Here is a 16,803-nt window from a genome sequence, read left to right as displayed (position 1 = left end):
CGACCAAAGGTAACGAGGTAACAACCATGCGAGTGTTGAAGTTCGGCGGTACATCAGTGGCAAATGCAGAACGTTTTCTGCGGGTTGCCGATATTCTGGAGAGCAATGCCAGGCAGGGGCAGGTGGCGACCGTCCTCTCTGCCCCCGCCAAAATCACCAACCATCTGGTGGCGATGATTGAAAAAACCATTAGCGGCCAGGATGCTTTACCCAATATCAGCGATGCCGAACGTATTTTTGCCGAACTTCTGACTGGACTCGCCGACGCCCAGCCGGGATTTCCACTGGCGCAACTGAAAACTTTCGTCGATCTGGAATTCGCTCAAATAAAACATGTTCTGCATGGCATCAGCCTGTTAGGGCAGTGCCCGGATAGCATTAATGCCGCGCTGATTTGCCGTGGCGAAAAAATGTCGATTGCCATTATGGCGGGTGTGCTGGAAGCGCGTGGCCACAACGTTACGGTTATCGATCCAGTTGAAAAACTGTTGGCAGTTGGTCATTACCTCGAATCCACCGTTGATATTACTGAGTCTACCCGCCGTATTGCCGCAAGTCGCATTCCTGCTGACCACATGGTGCTGATGGCCGGTTTCACCGCCGGTAACGAAAAAGGCGAACTGGTGGTGCTGGGGCGTAACGGTTCTGACTACTCTGCAGCCGTACTGGCAGCTTGTTTACGCGCCGATTGTTGTGAGATCTGGACTGACGTTGATGGCGTTTATACCTGTGACCCGCGTCAGGTGCCCGATGCGAGGTTGTTGAAGTCGATGTCCTACCAGGAAGCGATGGAGCTTTCCTACTTCGGCGCTAAAGTTCTTCACCCCCGCACCATTACCCCCATCGCCCAGTTCCAGATCCCTTGCCTGATAAAAAATACCGGAAACCCTCAAGCGCCGGGTACGCTCATTGGCGCCAGTCGTGATGAAGATGAGTTGCCGGTGAAGGGAATTTCCAACCTGAATAACATGGCGATGTTCAGCGTTTCCGGTCCGGGAATGAAAGGAATGGTCGGCATGGCGGCGCGCGTCTTTGCAGCGATGTCACGCGCCCGTATTTCAGTGGTGCTGATTACGCAATCGTCTTCCGAATACAGCATCAGTTTCTGCGTACCACAAAGCGACTGTGTGCGAGCTGAACGGGCGATGCAGGAAGAGTTCTATCTTGAACTGAAAGAAGGTCTGCTGGAGCCGCTGGCAGTCACTGAACGGCTGGCGATTATCTCAGTAGTGGGCGATGGTATGCGTACGTTGCGTGGCATCTCAGCGAAATTTTTTGCTGCGCTGGCGTGCGCTAATATCAATATTGTTGCCATTGCTCAGGGATCTTCCGAACGTTCTATCTCCGTAGTGGTAAATAACGATGACGCAACTACTGGTGTGCGCGTTACCCACCAGATGCTATTCAATACCGATCAGGTTATTGAAGTGTTTGTCATTGGCGTCGGTGGCGTGGGCGGGGCGTTGCTGGAGCAACTGAAGCGTCAGCAAAGCTGGCTTAAGAACAAGCATATCGACTTACGCGTTTGCGGCGTCGCCAACTCGAAGGCGTTGCTGACTAATGTACATGGCCTCAATCTGGAAAACTGGCAGGAAGAGCTTGCACAAGCCAAAGAGCCGTTTAACCTTGGGCGCTTAATTCGCCTGGTGAAAGAATATCATTTGTTGAACCCGGTCATTGTTGACTGCACCTCCAGCCAGGCAGTGGCGGATCAATATGCCGACTTCCTGCGCGAAGGTTTCCACGTTGTTACGCCGAACAAAAAGGCCAACACCTCGTCGATGGATTACTACCATCTGTTGCGTCATGCGGCGGAAAAGTCGCGGCGTAAATTCCTCTACGACACCAACGTCGGCGCGGGATTGCCGGTTATTGAGAACCTGCAAAACTTGCTCAGTGCTGGCGATGAATTGATGAAATTCTCCGGCATTCTTTCGGGCTCGCTCTCATTTATCTTCGGTAAATTAGATGAAGGTATGAGTTTCTCTGAAGCGACCGCTCTGGCCCGGGAAATGGGCTATACCGAACCGGACCCGCGAGATGATCTTTCCGGTATGGATGTGGCGCGCAAATTGTTGATTCTCGCCCGTGAAACCGGGCGGGAGCTGGAGCTGTCGGATATCGAGATTGAACCTGTGCTGCCAGCCGACTTTAACGCGGAAGGTGATGTTGCGGCATTTATGGCGAATCTGGTGCGACTGGATGCTCTCTTTGCCGCGCGCGTGGCAAAGGCGCGCGATGAAGGCAAAGTATTGCGCTATGTTGGCAATATTGATGAAGATGGCGTCTGTCGCGTGAAGATTGCTGAAGTCGACGGTAACGATCCGCTGTTTAAAGTGAAAAACGGCGAAAACGCATTGGCCTTCTATAGTCACTATTATCAGCCGCTGCCGCTGGTTCTCCGCGGTTATGGCGCGGGCAATGACGTTACGGCTGCCGGCGTCTTTGCCGATCTGCTACGCACTCTTTCATGGAAGTTAGGAGTCTGACATGGTTAAAGTTTATGCTCCGGCGTCCAGTGCCAATATGAGCGTCGGGTTTGATGTGCTTGGAGCGGCAGTGACGCCTGTTGATGGTTCCTTGTTGGGAGATGTCGTGACGGTTGAAGCGGCAGAGCATTTCAGCCTCAATAACCTCGGACGGTTTGCCGATAAGCTGCCGTCGTCCCCACGAGAAAATATCGTTTATCAGTGCTGGGAACGTTTTTGCCAGGAACTGGGTAAGCAAATTCCGGTGGCGATGACTCTGGAAAAGAATATGCCGATCGGTTCTGGCTTAGGTTCCAGCGCCTGTTCGGTGGTCGCGGCGCTGGTGGCGATGAATGAACACTGCGGTAAGCCGCTCGATGATATCCGCCTGCTGGCCTTGATGGGCGAGCTGGAAGGGCGTATCTCCGGCAGCATTCATTACGACAACGTGGCACCGTGTTTTCTTGGCGGTATGCAGTTGATGATCGAAGAAAACGGCATCATCAGTCAGCAGGTACCAGGGTTTGATGAGTGGCTATGGGTGTTGGCGTATCCGGGAATTAAAGTCTCGACGGCAGAAGCGCGGGCCATTTTACCGGCGCAGTATCGCCGCCAGGATTGCATTGCTCATGGGCGGCATCTGGCGGGCTTCATTCATGCCTGCTATTCCCGCCAGCCTGAACTTGCCGCGAAGCTGATGAAAGATGTTATCGCGGAACCGTATCGTGAGCGTTTGTTGCCGGGCTTCAGGCAGGCACGGCAGGCGGTAGCGGAAATTGGCGCGGTGGCGAGTGGTATCTCCGGCTCAGGCCCGACGTTGTTCGCACTGTGTGACAAACCGGATACCGCCCGGCGCGTTGCTGATTGGCTGGGTAATAACTACCTGCAAAATCAGGAAGGTTTTGTTCATATTTGCCGGCTGGATACGGCGGGCGCACGAGTACTGGAAAACTAAATGAAACTCTATAATCTGAAAGATCACAACGAGCAGGTCAGCTTTGCGCAAGCCGTAACTCAGGGATTGGGCAAAAATCAGGGGCTGTTTTTTCCGCACGACCTACCGGAATTCAGCCTGACTGAAATTGATGAGATGCTGAAGCTGGATTTTGTCACCCGCAGCGCAAAGATCCTCTCCGCGTTTATTGGTGATGAGATCCCGCAGAACGTACTGGAAGAGCGCGTACGCGCGGCGTTTGCGTTCCCGGCTCCAGTTGCCAAAGTTGAAGGCGACATCGGTTGTCTGGAGCTGTTTCACGGACCGACGCTGGCATTTAAAGATTTCGGCGGTCGCTTTATGGCGCAAGTGCTGACCCATATTGCGGGCGATAAGCCCGTGACCATTCTGACTGCGACTTCCGGCGATACCGGAGCGGCAGTAGCTCACGCTTTCTACGGTTTACCGAACGTTAACGTGGTCATCCTTTATCCGCGCGGCAAAATCAGCCCACTGCAAGAAAAACTGTTTTGTACGCTGGGGGGCAACATTGAAACCGTTGCTATCGACGGCGATTTCGATGTCTGTCAGGCGCTGGTGAAGCAGGCCTTTGATGATGAGGAACTGAAAGTAACGCTGGGGCTGAACTCCGCTAACTCTATCAACATCAGCCGCTTACTGGCGCAGATTTGCTATTACTTTGAGGCTGTAGCGCAGTTGCCGCAGGAAGCACGTAACCAGTTGGTTGTCTCGGTGCCGAGCGGAAACTTCGGTGATTTGACGGCGGGGCTGCTGGCAAAATCACTCGGTTTACCGGTGAAGCGTTTTATCGCTGCCACTAACGTTAACGATACGGTGCCTCGTTTTCTCCGCGATGGGAAGTGGTCACCAAAAGCGACTCAGGCAACGTTATCCAATGCGATGGATGTTAGCCAGCCAAACAACTGGCCGCGCGTGGAAGAGTTGTTCCGCCGCAAAATCTGGCAACTTAAAGAGCTGGGGTATGCCGCGGTGGATGATGAAACCACTCAACAGACAATGCGCGAGTTAAAAGTGCTGGGATATATCTCGGAACCGCACGCTGCCGTAGCTTACCGTGCGTTGCGCGATCAGTTGCATCCTGGCGAATACGGCCTGTTCCTCGGCACCGCACATCCGGCGAAATTTAAAGAGAGCGTGGAAGCGATTCTCGGTGAAACGCTCGAACTGCCAAAAGAACTGGCAGAACGTGCTGATTTGCCATTACTTTCGCATAACCTTCCCGCCGATTTCGCTGCGCTGCGTAAACTGATGATGAATCATCAGTAATATCTATTGATTATCTAAAAAAGCCGGGCTTGCGTTTATGCAGTCCGGCTTTTTTGTGGAGAAAATATGGAGAAAATCGACAGGGAAAAAGGAGAAATTCTCAATAAATGCGGTAAGTTAGAGATTAGGATTGCAGAGGATAACAACGATCGTTCTCTTACCGTAATCTCCTTATATCGACCCATAACGGGCAATGATAAAAGGAGTAACCTGTGAAAAAGATGCAATCCATTGTTCTCGCACTTTCCCTGGTTCTGGTCGCTCCCATGGCAGTGCAGGCTGCGGAAATTACGTTAGTCCCGTCAGTAAAATTACAGATTGGCGATCGTGATAATCGCGGCTATTACTGGGATGGCGGTCACTGGCGGGACCATGGCTGGTGGAACAAACATTATGAGTGGCGAGGTAATCGCTGGCACCCACATGGGCCGCCGCCACCGCCGCGTCACCATAAGAAAGCGCATCATGATCATCACGGTGGTCATGGTGCAGGCAAACATCACCGCTAAATGACAAATGCCGGGTAACAATCCGGCATTCAGCGCCTGATGCGACGCTGGCGCGTCTTATCAGGCCTACGTGAATTCTGCAATATATTGAATCTGCATACTTTTGTAGACCGGATAAGGCGTTCACGCCGCATCCGGCATTGACTACAAACTTAACGTAGTTCGTAACGTTTAAACACCAGTTCGTCATTGCTGGACGAGGCTTCGTCAAAGAAATAGCCTTCGCTATTAAAGCCAGTCAGTTGTTCTGGTTTGGTCAGGCGATTTTCAATAATAAAACGGCTCATCAGGCCGCGCGCTTTTTTGGCATAAAAACTAATAACTTTGAACTTGCCGTTTTTCTCATCGAGGAAAACCGGCTTAATAATCTCAGCATTCAGTTTCTTTGGTTTAACCGACTTAAAATACTCATCTGACGCCAGATTAATCACTACGCGATCGCCTTGCGCTTCGAGCGCCTCGTTCAGCTTGTTGGTGATGATATCGCCCCAGAACTGGTACAAATCTTTTCCTCTGGCGTTCTCAAGACGGATCCCCATTTCCAGACGATAAGGCTGCATTAAATCGAGTGGGCGCAGTACGCCGTACAGGCCGGAAAGCATCCGCAAATGCTGTTGGGCAAAATCGAAATCGTCTTCGTTGAAGGTTTCGGCCTGCAAACCGGTGTAGACATCACCTTTAAACGCCAGAATTGCCTGGCGGGCATTCTCCGGCGTGAAATCTGGCTGCCAGTCATGAAAGCGGGCGGCGTTGAGACCTGCCAGTTTGTCACTGATGCGCATTAGCGTGCTAATTTGCGGAGGCGTCAGTTTTCGCGCTTCATGAATCAGTTGCTGGGTGTTGTCTAACAGCTCTGGCAGCGTATAGCGCGTAGTGGCTAACGGGCTTTGGTAATCAAGCGTTTTTGCAGGTGAAATTAATATCAGCATATCCAGTCCTTGCAGGAAATTTACTGCGACTGTAGCAAAAAAAGTGGATGAATTGATCGATAGTTGTGATTACTCCCGTGAAACATCATCCCATGCGTCAGGGGAGAGCTGGCGACTGATATCTGGATAGCGCAGGGGATCAAATACCGGGCGCACTCCAAGCTTACGCTGGCGTAGATAATCGCTGGCAATGGTATGAACCACCGGAGAGAGCAGTAAAATCGCGGTCAGATTAGTGATAGCCATACACGCCATAATAATATCAGCCAGTTGCCACATTAGAGGAAGGCTAAGTAGCGTGCTGCCAATTACCGTAGCAAAGGTGCAGATACGCAGGCACCAGAGCGCTTTGGGATTGTTCAGGCGTAAAAAAAAGAGGTTATTTTCGGCATAAATGTAGTTGGCGACGATAGAACTGAAGGCGAACAGAATAATCACTACTGTGACAAACTCCGCTCCCCATGGCCCCATTAATACCCGCATCGCTTTCTGGATAAGCTGAATACCTTCCAGAGGCATGTAGGTTACGCCGTTTCCGGCCAGCAATATCAGCATGGCGCTTGCCGTACAGATGACCAGCGTGTCGATAAAAATGCCGATCATCTGGACAATCCCCTGCGCCGCCGGATGCGGAGGCCAGGAAGCTGCTGCCGCGGCCGCGTTTGGCGTAGAACCCATCCCCGCTTCATTGGAAAACATACTGCGCTGAAAGCCGTTAGTAATCGCCTGACTTAGGGTATATCCCGCCGCGCCGCCAGCCGTTTCCTGCCAGCCAAAGGCACTCTCAAAAATGGATAAAATGATGTGAGGAAGCTGCCCAATGTGCATTGCGCAAATAACCAGACTGGTGAGTACCCAGATTAATGCCATCATTGGGATAAACCATTGCATCAGTCTGGCGACGCCACAAATACCGCGGGTTATCACCAGTAAGGCGAAAGAGGCGAGTATGATGCCAGTTATCAATGGTGGAAAATTAAACGAAAAACTCAGGGCGCGGGCAACGGAGTTTGCCTGGACGCCGCTGAAAATTAAACCGTAAGCGATGAGCAGAAAGATAGCGAACAGCACTCCCATCCAGCGCATTCCAAGTCCGCGCGCCATATACCATGCCGGACCGCCGCGGAATTGCCCATTGGTATCGCGTTCTTTATAAAGCTGGGCGAGGGAGCATTCAGCAAAAGAGGTCGCCATGCCGATAAACGCGGCAACCCACATCCAGAAGACAGCTCCAGGTCCACCGGCGGTAATAGCCAGCGCAACACCAGCCAGATTACCGCTACCCACGCGCGCGGCAAGACTGGTACATAATGATTGAAAAGAAGTTAAACCGCCCGGTTGTGGATGAATGCTTATTTTCAGACTTTTGCCAAACTGGCGAATATAGCGAAATTGAACAAGCCCGGTGCGAAAAGTAAACCAGCAGCCTGCGCCAAAGAGCAGGTAAATCATCACCGAACCCCAGAGGACGCTGTTAATAAAGGAAAAAAAATCTGGCATGCATATCCCTCTTATCGCCGGTGCGCGATGACTTTCCTGTGTTAGCGTTACTCATTGATTAAGAATTATATACGACGGGCATGGATTAATAATGCTTGCGTAGCATACATGGAATTTTGTTTAAGAATGGCGAGCAATATCAACGCAGTGTCAGAAATCCGAAACAGTCTTGCCTGTTGCTAACCCTCTCGTCGGCGGTTGCGCTGTCGTTGCGTCGTGATATCATCAGGGCAGACCGGTTACATCCCCCCTAACAAGCTGTTTAAAGAGAAATACTATTATGACGGACAAATTGACCTCCCTTCGTCAGTACACCACTGTAGTGGCCGACACTGGGGACATCGCGGCAATGAAGCTGTATCAACCGCAGGATGCGACAACCAACCCTTCTCTCATTCTTAACGCAGCGCAAATCCCGGAATACCGTAAGTTGATTGATGATGCTGTTGCCTGGGCGAAACAGCAGAGCAACGATCGCGCACAGCAGATCGTTGATGCCACTGATAAGCTGGCGGTGAACATTGGCCTGGAAATTCTGAAACTGGTTCCGGGTCGTATTTCAACTGAAGTTGATGCGCGTCTTTCCTATGATACTGAAGCGTCAATTGCGAAAGCAAAACGCCTGATTAAACTCTACAACGATGCTGGCATCAGCAACGATCGTATTCTGATTAAACTGGCGTCTACCTGGCAGGGCATCCGTGCTGCAGAACAACTGGAGAAAGAAGGTATCAACTGTAACCTGACTCTGCTGTTCTCATTCGCTCAGGCGCGCGCTTGTGCAGAAGCCGGCGTGTTCCTGATCTCTCCATTTGTTGGACGTATTCTTGACTGGTACAAAGCAAATACCGATAAGAAAGAATATGCTCCGGCAGAAGATCCGGGCGTGATTTCCGTGTCGGAAATCTACCAGTATTACAAAGAGCATGGTTATGAAACTGTGGTTATGGGCGCAAGCTTCCGTAACATCGGCGAAATTCTGGAACTGGCAGGCTGCGACCGCCTGACTATCGCACCGGCACTGCTGAAAGAGCTGGCTGAGAGCGAAGGTGTTGTTGAACGTAAACTGTCTTACACCGGCGAAGTGAAAGCGCGTCCGGCTCGTATCACCGAGTCCGAGTTCTTGTGGCAGCATAACCAGGATCCGATGGCAGTAGATAAACTGGCGGAAGGTATCCGTAAGTTTGCTGTTGACCAGGAAAAACTGGAAAAAATGATCGGCGATCTGCTGTAATCATTCTTAGCGTGACCGGGAAGTCGGTCACGCTACCTCTTCTGAAGCCTGTCTGTCACTCTCTTCGCAGTGTATCATTCTGTTTAACGAGACTGTTTAAACGGAAAAATCGTGATGAATACTTTACGTATTGGCTTAGTTTCCATCTCTGATCGCGCATCCAGCGGCGTTTATCAGGATAAAGGCATTCCTGCGCTGGAAGAATGGCTGACATCGGCACTGACCACGCCATTTGAACTGGAAACCCGCTTAATCCCCGATGAGCAAGCGATCATTGAGCAAACGTTGTGTGAGCTGGTAGATGAAATGAGTTGTCATCTGGTGCTCACAACGGGCGGAACTGGTCCGGCGCGTCGTGATGTGACGCCTGATGCGACGCTGGCAGTGGCCGATCGCGAGATGCCGGGATTTGGTGAACAGATGCGCCAGATTAGCCTGCATTTTGTACCAACCGCGATCCTTTCGCGCCAGGTGGGGGTTATTCGTAAACAGGCATTGATCCTTAATTTGCCTGGTCAGCCGAAATCCATTAAAGAGACGCTGGAAGGGGTGAAGAACGCCGAAGGTAACGTTGTGGTGCACGGTATTTTTGCCAGCGTACCTTACTGTATTCAGTTGCTGGAAGGACCATACGTTGAAACGGCACCGGAAGTGGTTGCGGCATTCAGACCAAAGAGCGCAAGACGAGAAGTTAGCGAATAAAAAATCTCCCCATGCGGGGGACGCTGATACTGATGACAAACATAAAATTGCCTGATGCGCTACGCTTATCAGGCCTACGTGATTTCTACAATATATTGAATTTGCATGACTATGTAGGCCGGATAAGGCGTTCACGCCGCATCCGGCATGAATAAAGCGCACGTTATTAACAATCTGAGCTCCCCCTGAGCGGGGGAGCTCAAACAATTAGTGGGATTCACCAATCGGCAGAACGGTGCGGCCAAACTGCTCGTTCAGCACTTCCCCCATCGCCAGATAGATTGCGCTGGCGCCGCAGATCAGACCAATCCAACCTGCAAAGTGGATGATCGCTTCGTTACCGGCAATGTTACCGATAGCCAGCAGAGCAAATAGCACGGTCAGGCTGAAGAAAACGAATTGCAGAACGCGCGCGCTTTTCAACGTACCAAAGAACATAAACAGCGTAAATACGCCCCACAGTCCCAGATAAACACCGAGGAACTGCGCATTTGGCGCGTCGGTCAGACCCATTTTTGGCATCAACAAAATAGCAACCAGCGTCAGCCAGAAAGAACCGTAGGAGGTAAAGGCGGTTAAACCGAACGTGTTGCCTTTTTTATATTCCAGCAGACCAGCAAAGATTTGCGCGATGCCGCCGTAGAAGATGCCCATGGCAAGAATAATACCGTCCAGAGCAAAATAACCCACGTTGTGCAGGTTAAGCAGAATGGTGGTCATGCCGAAGCCCATCAGGCCCAGCGGTGCCGGATTAGCCAACTTAGTGTTGCCCATAATTCCTCAAAATCATCATTGAATGAATGGTGAAATAATTTCCCTGAATAACTGTAGTGATTTCAGGGCGCGGCATAATAATCAGCCGATGGGGCAGTGTCTACGATCTTTTGAGGGGAAAATAAAAATTTTCCCCGGTGTCCGGTATTAGACCTGAGTGGCGATAACCATCCGGCGCAGGCAGGCAATTTGCAACACGGCAGGAATAGTGACGCGGTAAGCGCTACCGCTAATGGCTTTAACACCGTTTAAGGCTGCACCGACCGGGCCGCCAAGGCCCGCGCCACGCAGCAGACCATGTCCAAGCACACTCATTGCCGCGTGGGTACGCAAAATGCGGGTCAGTTGGCTGGAAAGCAGATGTGATACGCCTTTTGCCAGCAGTTTGTCTTTCATCAGTAATGGCAGCAGTTCTTCCAGCTCATTAACCCTTGCATCGACCGCTTGCAGAAATTCCTGCTTATGTCCCTCATCCATTTTCTTCCAGGTATTGCGCAGAAATTGTTCGAGTAACTGTTGTTCAATTTCAAAGGTGGACATCTCTTTATCGGCTTTCAGTTTCAGCCGTTTTGAGACATCCAACAAAATGACCCGGTACAATTTACCGTGTCCGCGAAGTTTATTGGCGATGCTATCACCGCCAAAATGTTGTAATTCTCCGGCAATCAACTGCCAGTTGCGGCGATGTTGCTCGGGATGTCCTTCCATCGATTTAAACAATTCGTTGCGCATCAACACGCTGGACAGACGAGTTTTACCTTTATCGTTATGAGTAAGTAATCGGGCGAAGTTTGCCAACTGTTCTTCGCTGCAATGTTGTAGAAAATCTAAATCTGAGTCATGTAGGTAGTTGACGTTCATGTCATTGTGGCTTCTGTATTAAAAGGTTAGTCGTCGCCGAGAACTTTCAGCGTGGCCATATCGGACGAATTTACCGTATGACCGGAAAAGGTGATTTTTGACACGCAGCGTTTGTTGTCGTTGTCGCTGTTGATGTTGATCCAGTTGGTTGTTTGCCCCTCTTTGATTTCAGAAGGCACGCTCAGGCTTTGGCTGGCGCTACGGGCGGCTTTGAAATAAACCGATGCACCGCTCAGCTGTAAATCACCGTGATCAGCGGTGAGTTGTATACGTTTAACAACGCGGCAAACAGGCATCTTTAGTGCCAGATCGTTGGTTTCGTTACGTGGCATGGCAATAACGCCGAGTATTTTATGGTTATTGGCCTGTGCGGTATTGCACAACATCAGGCCAAGCGCCAGACAGGTGGAAATCTTCAACGCGGATTTCATGAGAGATTCTCTTAGCGGAGAGCGGTAGGGGAATGAATGGTCCATTTTACCGCTGGCAGGAAAAATATTCAGGCGCGTAATCTTTTCTTTTTATTACAATTTTTCCATGAATATAAAAGCGTTAATTATCTATTTTGTGAATGCAATAATTCCCTGTTTCTTCACCTTTTCCTGCATATCGCGAAGTTTCTGCGTAAAAGCACAAAAAATTTTTGCATCTCCCCCTTGATGACGTGGGTTACGACCCCATTTAGTAGTCAACCGCAGTGAGTGAGTCTGCAAAAAAATGAAATTGGGCAGTTGAAACCAGATGTTTCGCCCCTATTACAGACTCACAACCACATGATGACCGAATATATAGTGGAGACGTTTAGATGGGTAAAATTATTGGTATCGACCTGGGTACTACCAACTCTTGTGTAGCGATTATGGATGGCACCACTCCTCGTGTGCTGGAGAACGCCGAAGGCGATCGCACCACGCCTTCTATCATTGCCTATACCCAGGATGGTGAAACTCTGGTTGGTCAGCCGGCTAAACGTCAGGCAGTGACGAACCCGCAAAACACCCTGTTTGCGATTAAACGCCTGATTGGCCGCCGCTTCCAGGACGAAGAAGTACAGCGTGATGTTTCCATCATGCCGTTCAAAATTATTGCAGCCGATAACGGCGACGCATGGGTCGAAGTTAAAGGCCAGAAAATGGCACCGCCGCAGATTTCTGCTGAAGTGCTGAAAAAAATGAAGAAAACTGCGGAAGATTACCTGGGCGAACCGGTAACTGAAGCTGTTATCACCGTACCGGCATACTTTAACGATGCTCAGCGTCAGGCAACCAAAGACGCAGGTCGTATCGCTGGTCTGGAAGTAAAACGTATCATCAACGAACCGACCGCTGCTGCACTGGCTTATGGTCTGGACAAAGGTACTGGCAACCGTACTATCGCGGTTTATGACCTGGGTGGTGGTACTTTCGATATTTCTATTATCGAAATCGACGAAGTTGATGGCGAAAAAACCTTCGAAGTTCTGGCAACCAACGGTGATACCCACCTGGGTGGTGAAGACTTCGACAGCCGTCTGATCAACTACCTGGTTGAAGAATTCAAGAAAGATCAGGGCATTGACCTGCGTAATGATCCGCTGGCAATGCAGCGCCTGAAAGAAGCGGCAGAAAAAGCGAAAATCGAACTGTCTTCCGCTCAGCAGACCGACGTTAACCTGCCGTACATCACTGCAGACGCGACCGGTCCGAAACACATGAACATCAAAGTGACTCGCGCAAAACTGGAAAGCTTGGTGGAAGACCTGGTGAACCGTTCCATCGAGCCGCTGAAAGTTGCACTGCAGGACGCTGGCCTGTCCGTATCTGATATCGACGACGTTATCCTCGTTGGTGGTCAGACTCGTATGCCAATGGTTCAGAAGAAAGTTGCTGAGTTCTTTGGTAAAGAGCCGCGTAAAGACGTTAACCCAGACGAAGCTGTAGCCATCGGTGCTGCTGTTCAGGGGGGGGTTCTGACTGGTGACGTAAAAGACGTACTGCTGCTGGACGTTACCCCGCTGTCTCTGGGTATCGAAACCATGGGCGGTGTAATGACGACGCTTATCGCGAAAAACACCACTATCCCGACCAAGCACAGCCAGGTGTTCTCTACCGCTGAAGACAACCAGTCCGCGGTAACTATCCACGTGCTGCAGGGTGAACGTAAACGTGCGGCTGATAACAAATCTCTGGGTCAGTTCAACCTGGATGGTATCAACCCGGCACCGCGCGGCATGCCGCAGATCGAAGTGACCTTCGATATCGATGCTGACGGTATCCTGCACGTTTCCGCGAAAGATAAAAACAGCGGTAAAGAGCAGAAGATCACCATCAAGGCTTCTTCTGGTCTGAACGAAGATGAAATCCAGAAAATGGTACGTGACGCGGAAGCGAACGCCGAAGCTGACCGTAAGTTTGAAGAGCTGGTACAGACCCGTAACCAGGGCGACCATCTGCTGCACAGCACCCGTAAGCAGGTTGAAGAAGCAGGCGACAAACTGCCGGCTGACGACAAAACTGCTATCGAATCTGCGCTGACTGCACTGGAAACCGCTCTGAAAGGTGAAGACAAAGCCGCTATCGAAGCGAAAATGCAGGAACTGGCGCAGGTTTCTCAGAAACTGATGGAAATCGCCCAGCAGCAACATGCCCAGCAGCAGACTGCCGGTGCTGATACTTCTGCAAACAACGCGAAAGATGACGATGTTGTCGACGCCGAGTTTGAAGAAGTCAAAGACAAAAAATAATCGCTCTATAAACGGGTAATTATACTGACACGGGCGAAGGGGATTTTCCTCTCCGCCCGTGCATTCATCCAGGGGCAAATAAAAAGAGATGGCTAAGCAAGACTATTACGAGATTTTAGGCGTTTCCAAATCAGCGGAAGAGCGTGAAATCAAAAAGGCCTACAAACGCCTGGCCATGAAATATCACCCGGACCGTAACCAGGGTGATAAAGAGGCCGAAGCGAAATTTAAAGAGATCAAGGAAGCTTATGAAGTTCTGACCGATTCGCAAAAACGCGCGGCATACGATCAGTATGGTCATGCGGCGTTTGAGCAAGGCGGCATGGGCGGCGGCGGTTTTGGCGGCGGCGCAGACTTCAGCGATATTTTTGGTGACGTTTTCGGCGATATTTTTGGCGGCGGACGTGGTCGTCAACGTGCGGCACGTGGTGCTGATTTACGCTATAACATGGAGCTCACCCTCGAAGAAGCTGTACGTGGCGTGACCAAAGAGATCCGCATTCCGACTCTGGAAGAGTGTGATGTTTGCCACGGTAGCGGTGCAAAACCAGGCACGCAGCCGCAGACCTGTCCGACCTGTCATGGTTCTGGTCAGGTGCAGATGCGCCAGGGTTTCTTCGCCGTACAGCAGACCTGTCCACACTGTCAGGGCCGCGGTACGCTGATCAAAGATCCGTGCAACAAATGTCATGGTCATGGTCGTGTTGAGCGCAGTAAAACGCTGTCCGTTAAAATCCCGGCAGGGGTGGATACAGGTGACCGCATCCGTCTTGCGGGCGAAGGTGAAGCGGGCGAACACGGCGCACCAGCAGGCGATTTGTATGTTCAGGTTCAGGTTAAACAGCACCCGATTTTCGAGCGTGAAGGCAACAACCTGTATTGCGAAGTACCAATCAACTTTGCTATGGCTGCACTTGGCGGCGAAATCGAAGTCCCGACCCTTGATGGTCGCGTCAAACTGAAAGTGCCTGGCGAAACCCAGACCGGCAAGCTGTTCCGTATGCGCGGTAAAGGCGTGAAGTCTGTCCGTGGCGGCGCACAGGGCGATCTGCTGTGTCGCGTAGTTGTCGAAACACCGGTAGGCCTGAACGAGAAGCAGAAACAGCTGTTACAAGAGCTGCAAGAAAGCTTCGGTGGCCCAACCGGCGAACACAACAGCCCGCGTTCGAAGAGCTTCTTTGATGGCGTGAAGAAGTTTTTCGACGATCTGACTCGCTAACCTCCCCAAAAGCCTGCCCGTGGGCAGGCCAGGGTAAAAATAGGGTGCGTTGAAGATATGCGAGCGAGCACCTGTAAAGTGGCGGGGATCACTCCCCGCCGTTGCTCTTACTCGGATTCGTAAGCCGTGAAAACAGCAACCTCCGTCTGGCCAGTTCGGATGTGAACCTCACAGAGGTCTTTTCTCGTTACCAGCGTCGCCACTACGGCGGTGATACAGATGACGATCAGGGCGACAATCATCGCCTTATGCTGCTTCATTGCTCTCTTCTCCTTGACCTTACGGTCAGTAAGAGGCACTCTACATGTGTTCTGCATATAGGGGGCCTCGGGTTGATGGTAAAATATCACTCGGGGCTTTTCTCTATCTGCCATCCAGCTAATGCCTGAGACAGACAGCCTCAAGCACCCGCCGTTATTATACTTCGCATTTAATTAACTTCTGTTTTATCAATTATTTTTCTGAAGACGTCTCGCATTTTTGTAGAGTTAATTTTTAGCGTATCACTGATTTTAACTTCCTGATGTCTTTTAATTTACAAAAAGGAGCGTGTAAAACAAATCTTAAATTTATGCTGTACCTGAATGGAGAGTTATTACTTGAGGACGTAATTGCTTTCACTAATGATAAATACGCAATACTGAAACTGAATTGTCATTTCATGATTAAAATATGCCTATAAATCAAAGGGTGATTTAAAAAATAGACACATTTTTTGAAACACGATAGTTCTTCACTTGATTGCAAAAGTATTCTGCGATCTCCATCACGCTTCAACTCCTGGCTTTAAATATACTTTCCTGGTTGTTCTTAATAAAAATGAATTATCTGATGTATTAGTTTCGATGGAATCATAAAAACAATGAATGGAGAATATTTTATATGTCAGCCAGAAGACGAGTTCTTATTGCATGTGCCCTGACAACGGCTATCTACCATTTCCCGGCATATTCTTCATTAGAATATAAAGGCGCTTTCGGCTCAATAAATGCGGGTTATGCCGACTGGAATAGCGGATTTGTAAACACCCATCGTGGTGAAGTATGGAAAGTGACTGCGGACTTTGGGGTTAACTTCAAAGAAGCAGAGTTTTACTCCTTTTATGAAAGTAATGTGCTTAACCATGCTGTAGCAGGGCGAAATCATACGGTTTCTGCAATGACGCATGTCAGACTCTTTGACTCCGATATGACATTCTTTGGCAAGATTTATGGCCAATGGGATAACTCATGGAGTGACGATCTGGATATGTTTTACGGTTTAGGCTACCTCGGCTGGAATGGTGAATGGGGATTTTTAAACCGTATATTGGATTACATAACCAATCTGGAGACTATGTATCAGCTAAATATGGTCAAACGAATGGCTGGAATGGTTATGTTGTTGGCTGGACAGCAGTATTACCTTTTACGTTATTTGACGAGAAATTTGTTTTATCTAACTGGAATGAAATAGAACTGGACAGAAATGATGCCTATACGGAGCAACAATTTGGCCGTAATGGGCTGAATGGCGGTTTAACATTAGCCTGGAAATTTTATCCTCGTTGGAAAGCCAGTGTGACGTGGCGTTATTTTGATAATAAATTGGGCTACGATGGTTTTGGCGATCAAATGATTTATATGCTTGGTTATGATTTCTAA

The 16,803-nt window shown here is 50.0% G+C and carries 14 protein-coding genes and 1 pseudogene; 9 read left to right on the top strand and 6 right to left on the bottom strand.

Features of this window, described 5'->3' with window-relative positions; translation table 11 throughout:
- The first annotated feature begins 26 nt into the window (after nt 1-26).
- The 4 genes from thrA (at nt 27) to EA14781_RS08305 (ending at nt 5,219) form a co-directional block, all read left to right on the top strand.
- Nucleotides 27-2,489, top strand: coding sequence for a bifunctional aspartate kinase/homoserine dehydrogenase I (thrA, locus tag EA14781_RS08325; protein ID WP_002430324.1), 2,463 nt, complete (start codon nt 27-29; stop codon nt 2,487-2,489).
- Nucleotide 2,490: 1 nt separating this feature from the next.
- Nucleotides 2,491-3,423: a homoserine kinase gene (gene thrB, locus EA14781_RS08320; RefSeq protein WP_000241676.1), complete on the top strand. Its 933-nt coding sequence runs from the start codon at nt 2,491-2,493 to the stop codon at nt 3,421-3,423.
- Nucleotides 3,424-4,710 carry a threonine synthase gene (gene thrC / locus EA14781_RS08315; RefSeq protein WP_000781085.1) on the top strand — a complete coding sequence of 429 codons (1,287 nt, stop codon included), beginning with the start codon at nt 3,424-3,426 and terminating at the stop codon, nt 4,708-4,710.
- 212 nt (nt 4,711-4,922) lie between these two features.
- Nucleotides 4,923-5,219, top strand: coding sequence for a DUF2502 domain-containing protein (locus EA14781_RS08305; protein WP_000738743.1), 297 nt, complete (start codon nt 4,923-4,925; stop codon nt 5,217-5,219).
- Between the two features lie 152 nt (nt 5,220-5,371).
- Here the strand turns inward: EA14781_RS08305 and yaaA are convergent, their stop codons facing one another.
- Complete coding sequence (yaaA, locus tag EA14781_RS08300; RefSeq protein ID WP_000906164.1) at nt 5,372-6,148, bottom strand: peroxide stress protein YaaA; 777 nt, start codon at nt 6,146-6,148, stop codon at nt 5,372-5,374.
- 69 nt (nt 6,149-6,217) lie between these two features.
- On the bottom strand, nt 6,218-7,648 hold the full coding sequence (locus tag EA14781_RS08295; RefSeq protein WP_001112617.1) for an alanine/glycine:cation symporter family protein: 1,431 nt from the start codon (nt 7,646-7,648) through the stop codon (nt 6,218-6,220).
- A gap of 280 nt (nt 7,649-7,928) precedes the next feature.
- Here EA14781_RS08295 and tal point away from each other — a divergent pair, with 280 nt between their 5' ends.
- Together tal and mog are read left to right on the top strand one after the other, a co-directional pair.
- The gene (gene tal, locus EA14781_RS08290) at nt 7,929-8,882 is read left to right on the top strand and encodes a transaldolase (RefSeq protein WP_000130184.1); all 954 of its coding nucleotides are present in this window, start codon (nt 7,929-7,931) and stop codon (nt 8,880-8,882) included.
- A 114-nt stretch (nt 8,883-8,996) separates the two neighbouring features.
- A complete protein-coding gene (gene mog, locus EA14781_RS08285) occupies nt 8,997-9,584 on the top strand; it encodes a molybdopterin adenylyltransferase (RefSeq protein ID WP_002430322.1) in 588 nt (195 codons plus the stop codon).
- Between the two features lie 207 nt (nt 9,585-9,791).
- Here the strand turns inward: mog and satP are convergent, their stop codons facing one another.
- From satP to EA14781_RS08270, 3 genes are all read right to left on the bottom strand, one after another.
- The gene (gene satP, locus EA14781_RS08280) at nt 9,792-10,358 is read right to left on the bottom strand and encodes an acetate uptake transporter (RefSeq protein ID WP_000528545.1); all 567 of its coding nucleotides are present in this window, start codon (nt 10,356-10,358) and stop codon (nt 9,792-9,794) included.
- A gap of 147 nt (nt 10,359-10,505) precedes the next feature.
- Complete coding sequence (gene msyB / locus EA14781_RS08275; protein ID WP_001102345.1) at nt 10,506-11,219, bottom strand: acidic protein MsyB; 714 nt, start codon at nt 11,217-11,219, stop codon at nt 10,506-10,508.
- A 26-nt stretch (nt 11,220-11,245) separates the two neighbouring features.
- Nucleotides 11,246-11,650 (bottom strand): DUF2541 family protein, encoded by a 405-nt coding sequence (locus EA14781_RS08270; RefSeq protein WP_000833522.1) that lies wholly within the window; start codon nt 11,648-11,650, stop codon nt 11,246-11,248.
- 374 nt (nt 11,651-12,024) lie between these two features.
- Between EA14781_RS08270 and dnaK the strand changes: the two genes are divergently transcribed.
- On the top strand, nt 12,025-13,941 hold the full coding sequence (gene dnaK, locus EA14781_RS08265) for a molecular chaperone DnaK (RefSeq protein WP_000516137.1): 1,917 nt from the start codon (nt 12,025-12,027) through the stop codon (nt 13,939-13,941).
- Nucleotides 13,942-14,029: 88 nt separating this feature from the next.
- Nucleotides 14,030-15,160: a molecular chaperone DnaJ gene (gene dnaJ, locus EA14781_RS08260; RefSeq protein WP_001118445.1), complete on the top strand. Its 1,131-nt coding sequence runs from the start codon at nt 14,030-14,032 to the stop codon at nt 15,158-15,160.
- Between the two features lie 107 nt (nt 15,161-15,267).
- Here the strand turns inward: dnaJ and mokC are convergent, their stop codons facing one another.
- On the bottom strand, nt 15,268-15,420 hold the full coding sequence (mokC, locus tag EA14781_RS08255) for a type I toxin-antitoxin system toxin MokC (protein WP_024164645.1): 153 nt from the start codon (nt 15,418-15,420) through the stop codon (nt 15,268-15,270).
- Between the two features lie 622 nt (nt 15,421-16,042).
- Here mokC and EA14781_RS08250 point away from each other — a divergent pair.
- A pseudogene (locus tag EA14781_RS08250) lies at nt 16,043-16,803 on the top strand (outer membrane protein OmpK).

This window comes from Escherichia albertii NBRC 107761 = DSM 17582 (genome assembly GCF_000759775.1).
In the GTDB taxonomy this organism is placed as follows: domain Bacteria; phylum Pseudomonadota; class Gammaproteobacteria; order Enterobacterales; family Enterobacteriaceae; genus Escherichia; species Escherichia albertii.
Note: the sequence above shows the minus strand (reverse complement) of the source record. Positions and strands in the feature narration are given on the sequence as shown.

Bases quoted from the DNA above. Each gene is read 5' to 3' on its own strand.
- thrA (WP_002430324.1), top strand. From the start codon at position 27: ATGCGAGTGTTGAAGTTCGGCGGTACATCAGTGGCAAATGCAGAACGT.
- thrB (WP_000241676.1), top strand. From the start codon at position 2,491: ATGGTTAAAGTTTATGCTCCGGCGTCCAGTGCCAATATGAGCGTCGGG.
- thrC (WP_000781085.1), top strand. From the start codon at position 3,424: ATGAAACTCTATAATCTGAAAGATCACAACGAGCAGGTCAGCTTTGCG.
- yaaA (WP_000906164.1), bottom strand. From the start codon at position 6,148: ATGCTGATATTAATTTCACCTGCAAAAACGCTTGATTACCAAAGCCCG.
- EA14781_RS08295 (WP_001112617.1), bottom strand. From the start codon at position 7,648: ATGCCAGATTTTTTTTCCTTTATTAACAGCGTCCTCTGGGGTTCGGTG.
- tal (WP_000130184.1), top strand. From the start codon at position 7,929: ATGACGGACAAATTGACCTCCCTTCGTCAGTACACCACTGTAGTGGCC.
- mog (WP_002430322.1), top strand. From the start codon at position 8,997: ATGAATACTTTACGTATTGGCTTAGTTTCCATCTCTGATCGCGCATCC.
- satP (WP_000528545.1), bottom strand. From the start codon at position 10,358: ATGGGCAACACTAAGTTGGCTAATCCGGCACCGCTGGGCCTGATGGGC.
- msyB (WP_001102345.1), bottom strand. From the start codon at position 11,219: ATGAACGTCAACTACCTACATGACTCAGATTTAGATTTTCTACAACAT.
- EA14781_RS08270 (WP_000833522.1), bottom strand. From the start codon at position 11,650: ATGAAATCCGCGTTGAAGATTTCCACCTGTCTGGCGCTTGGCCTGATG.
- dnaK (WP_000516137.1), top strand. From the start codon at position 12,025: ATGGGTAAAATTATTGGTATCGACCTGGGTACTACCAACTCTTGTGTA.
- dnaJ (WP_001118445.1), top strand. From the start codon at position 14,030: ATGGCTAAGCAAGACTATTACGAGATTTTAGGCGTTTCCAAATCAGCG.
- mokC (WP_024164645.1), bottom strand. From the start codon at position 15,420: ATGAAGCAGCATAAGGCGATGATTGTCGCCCTGATCGTCATCTGTATC.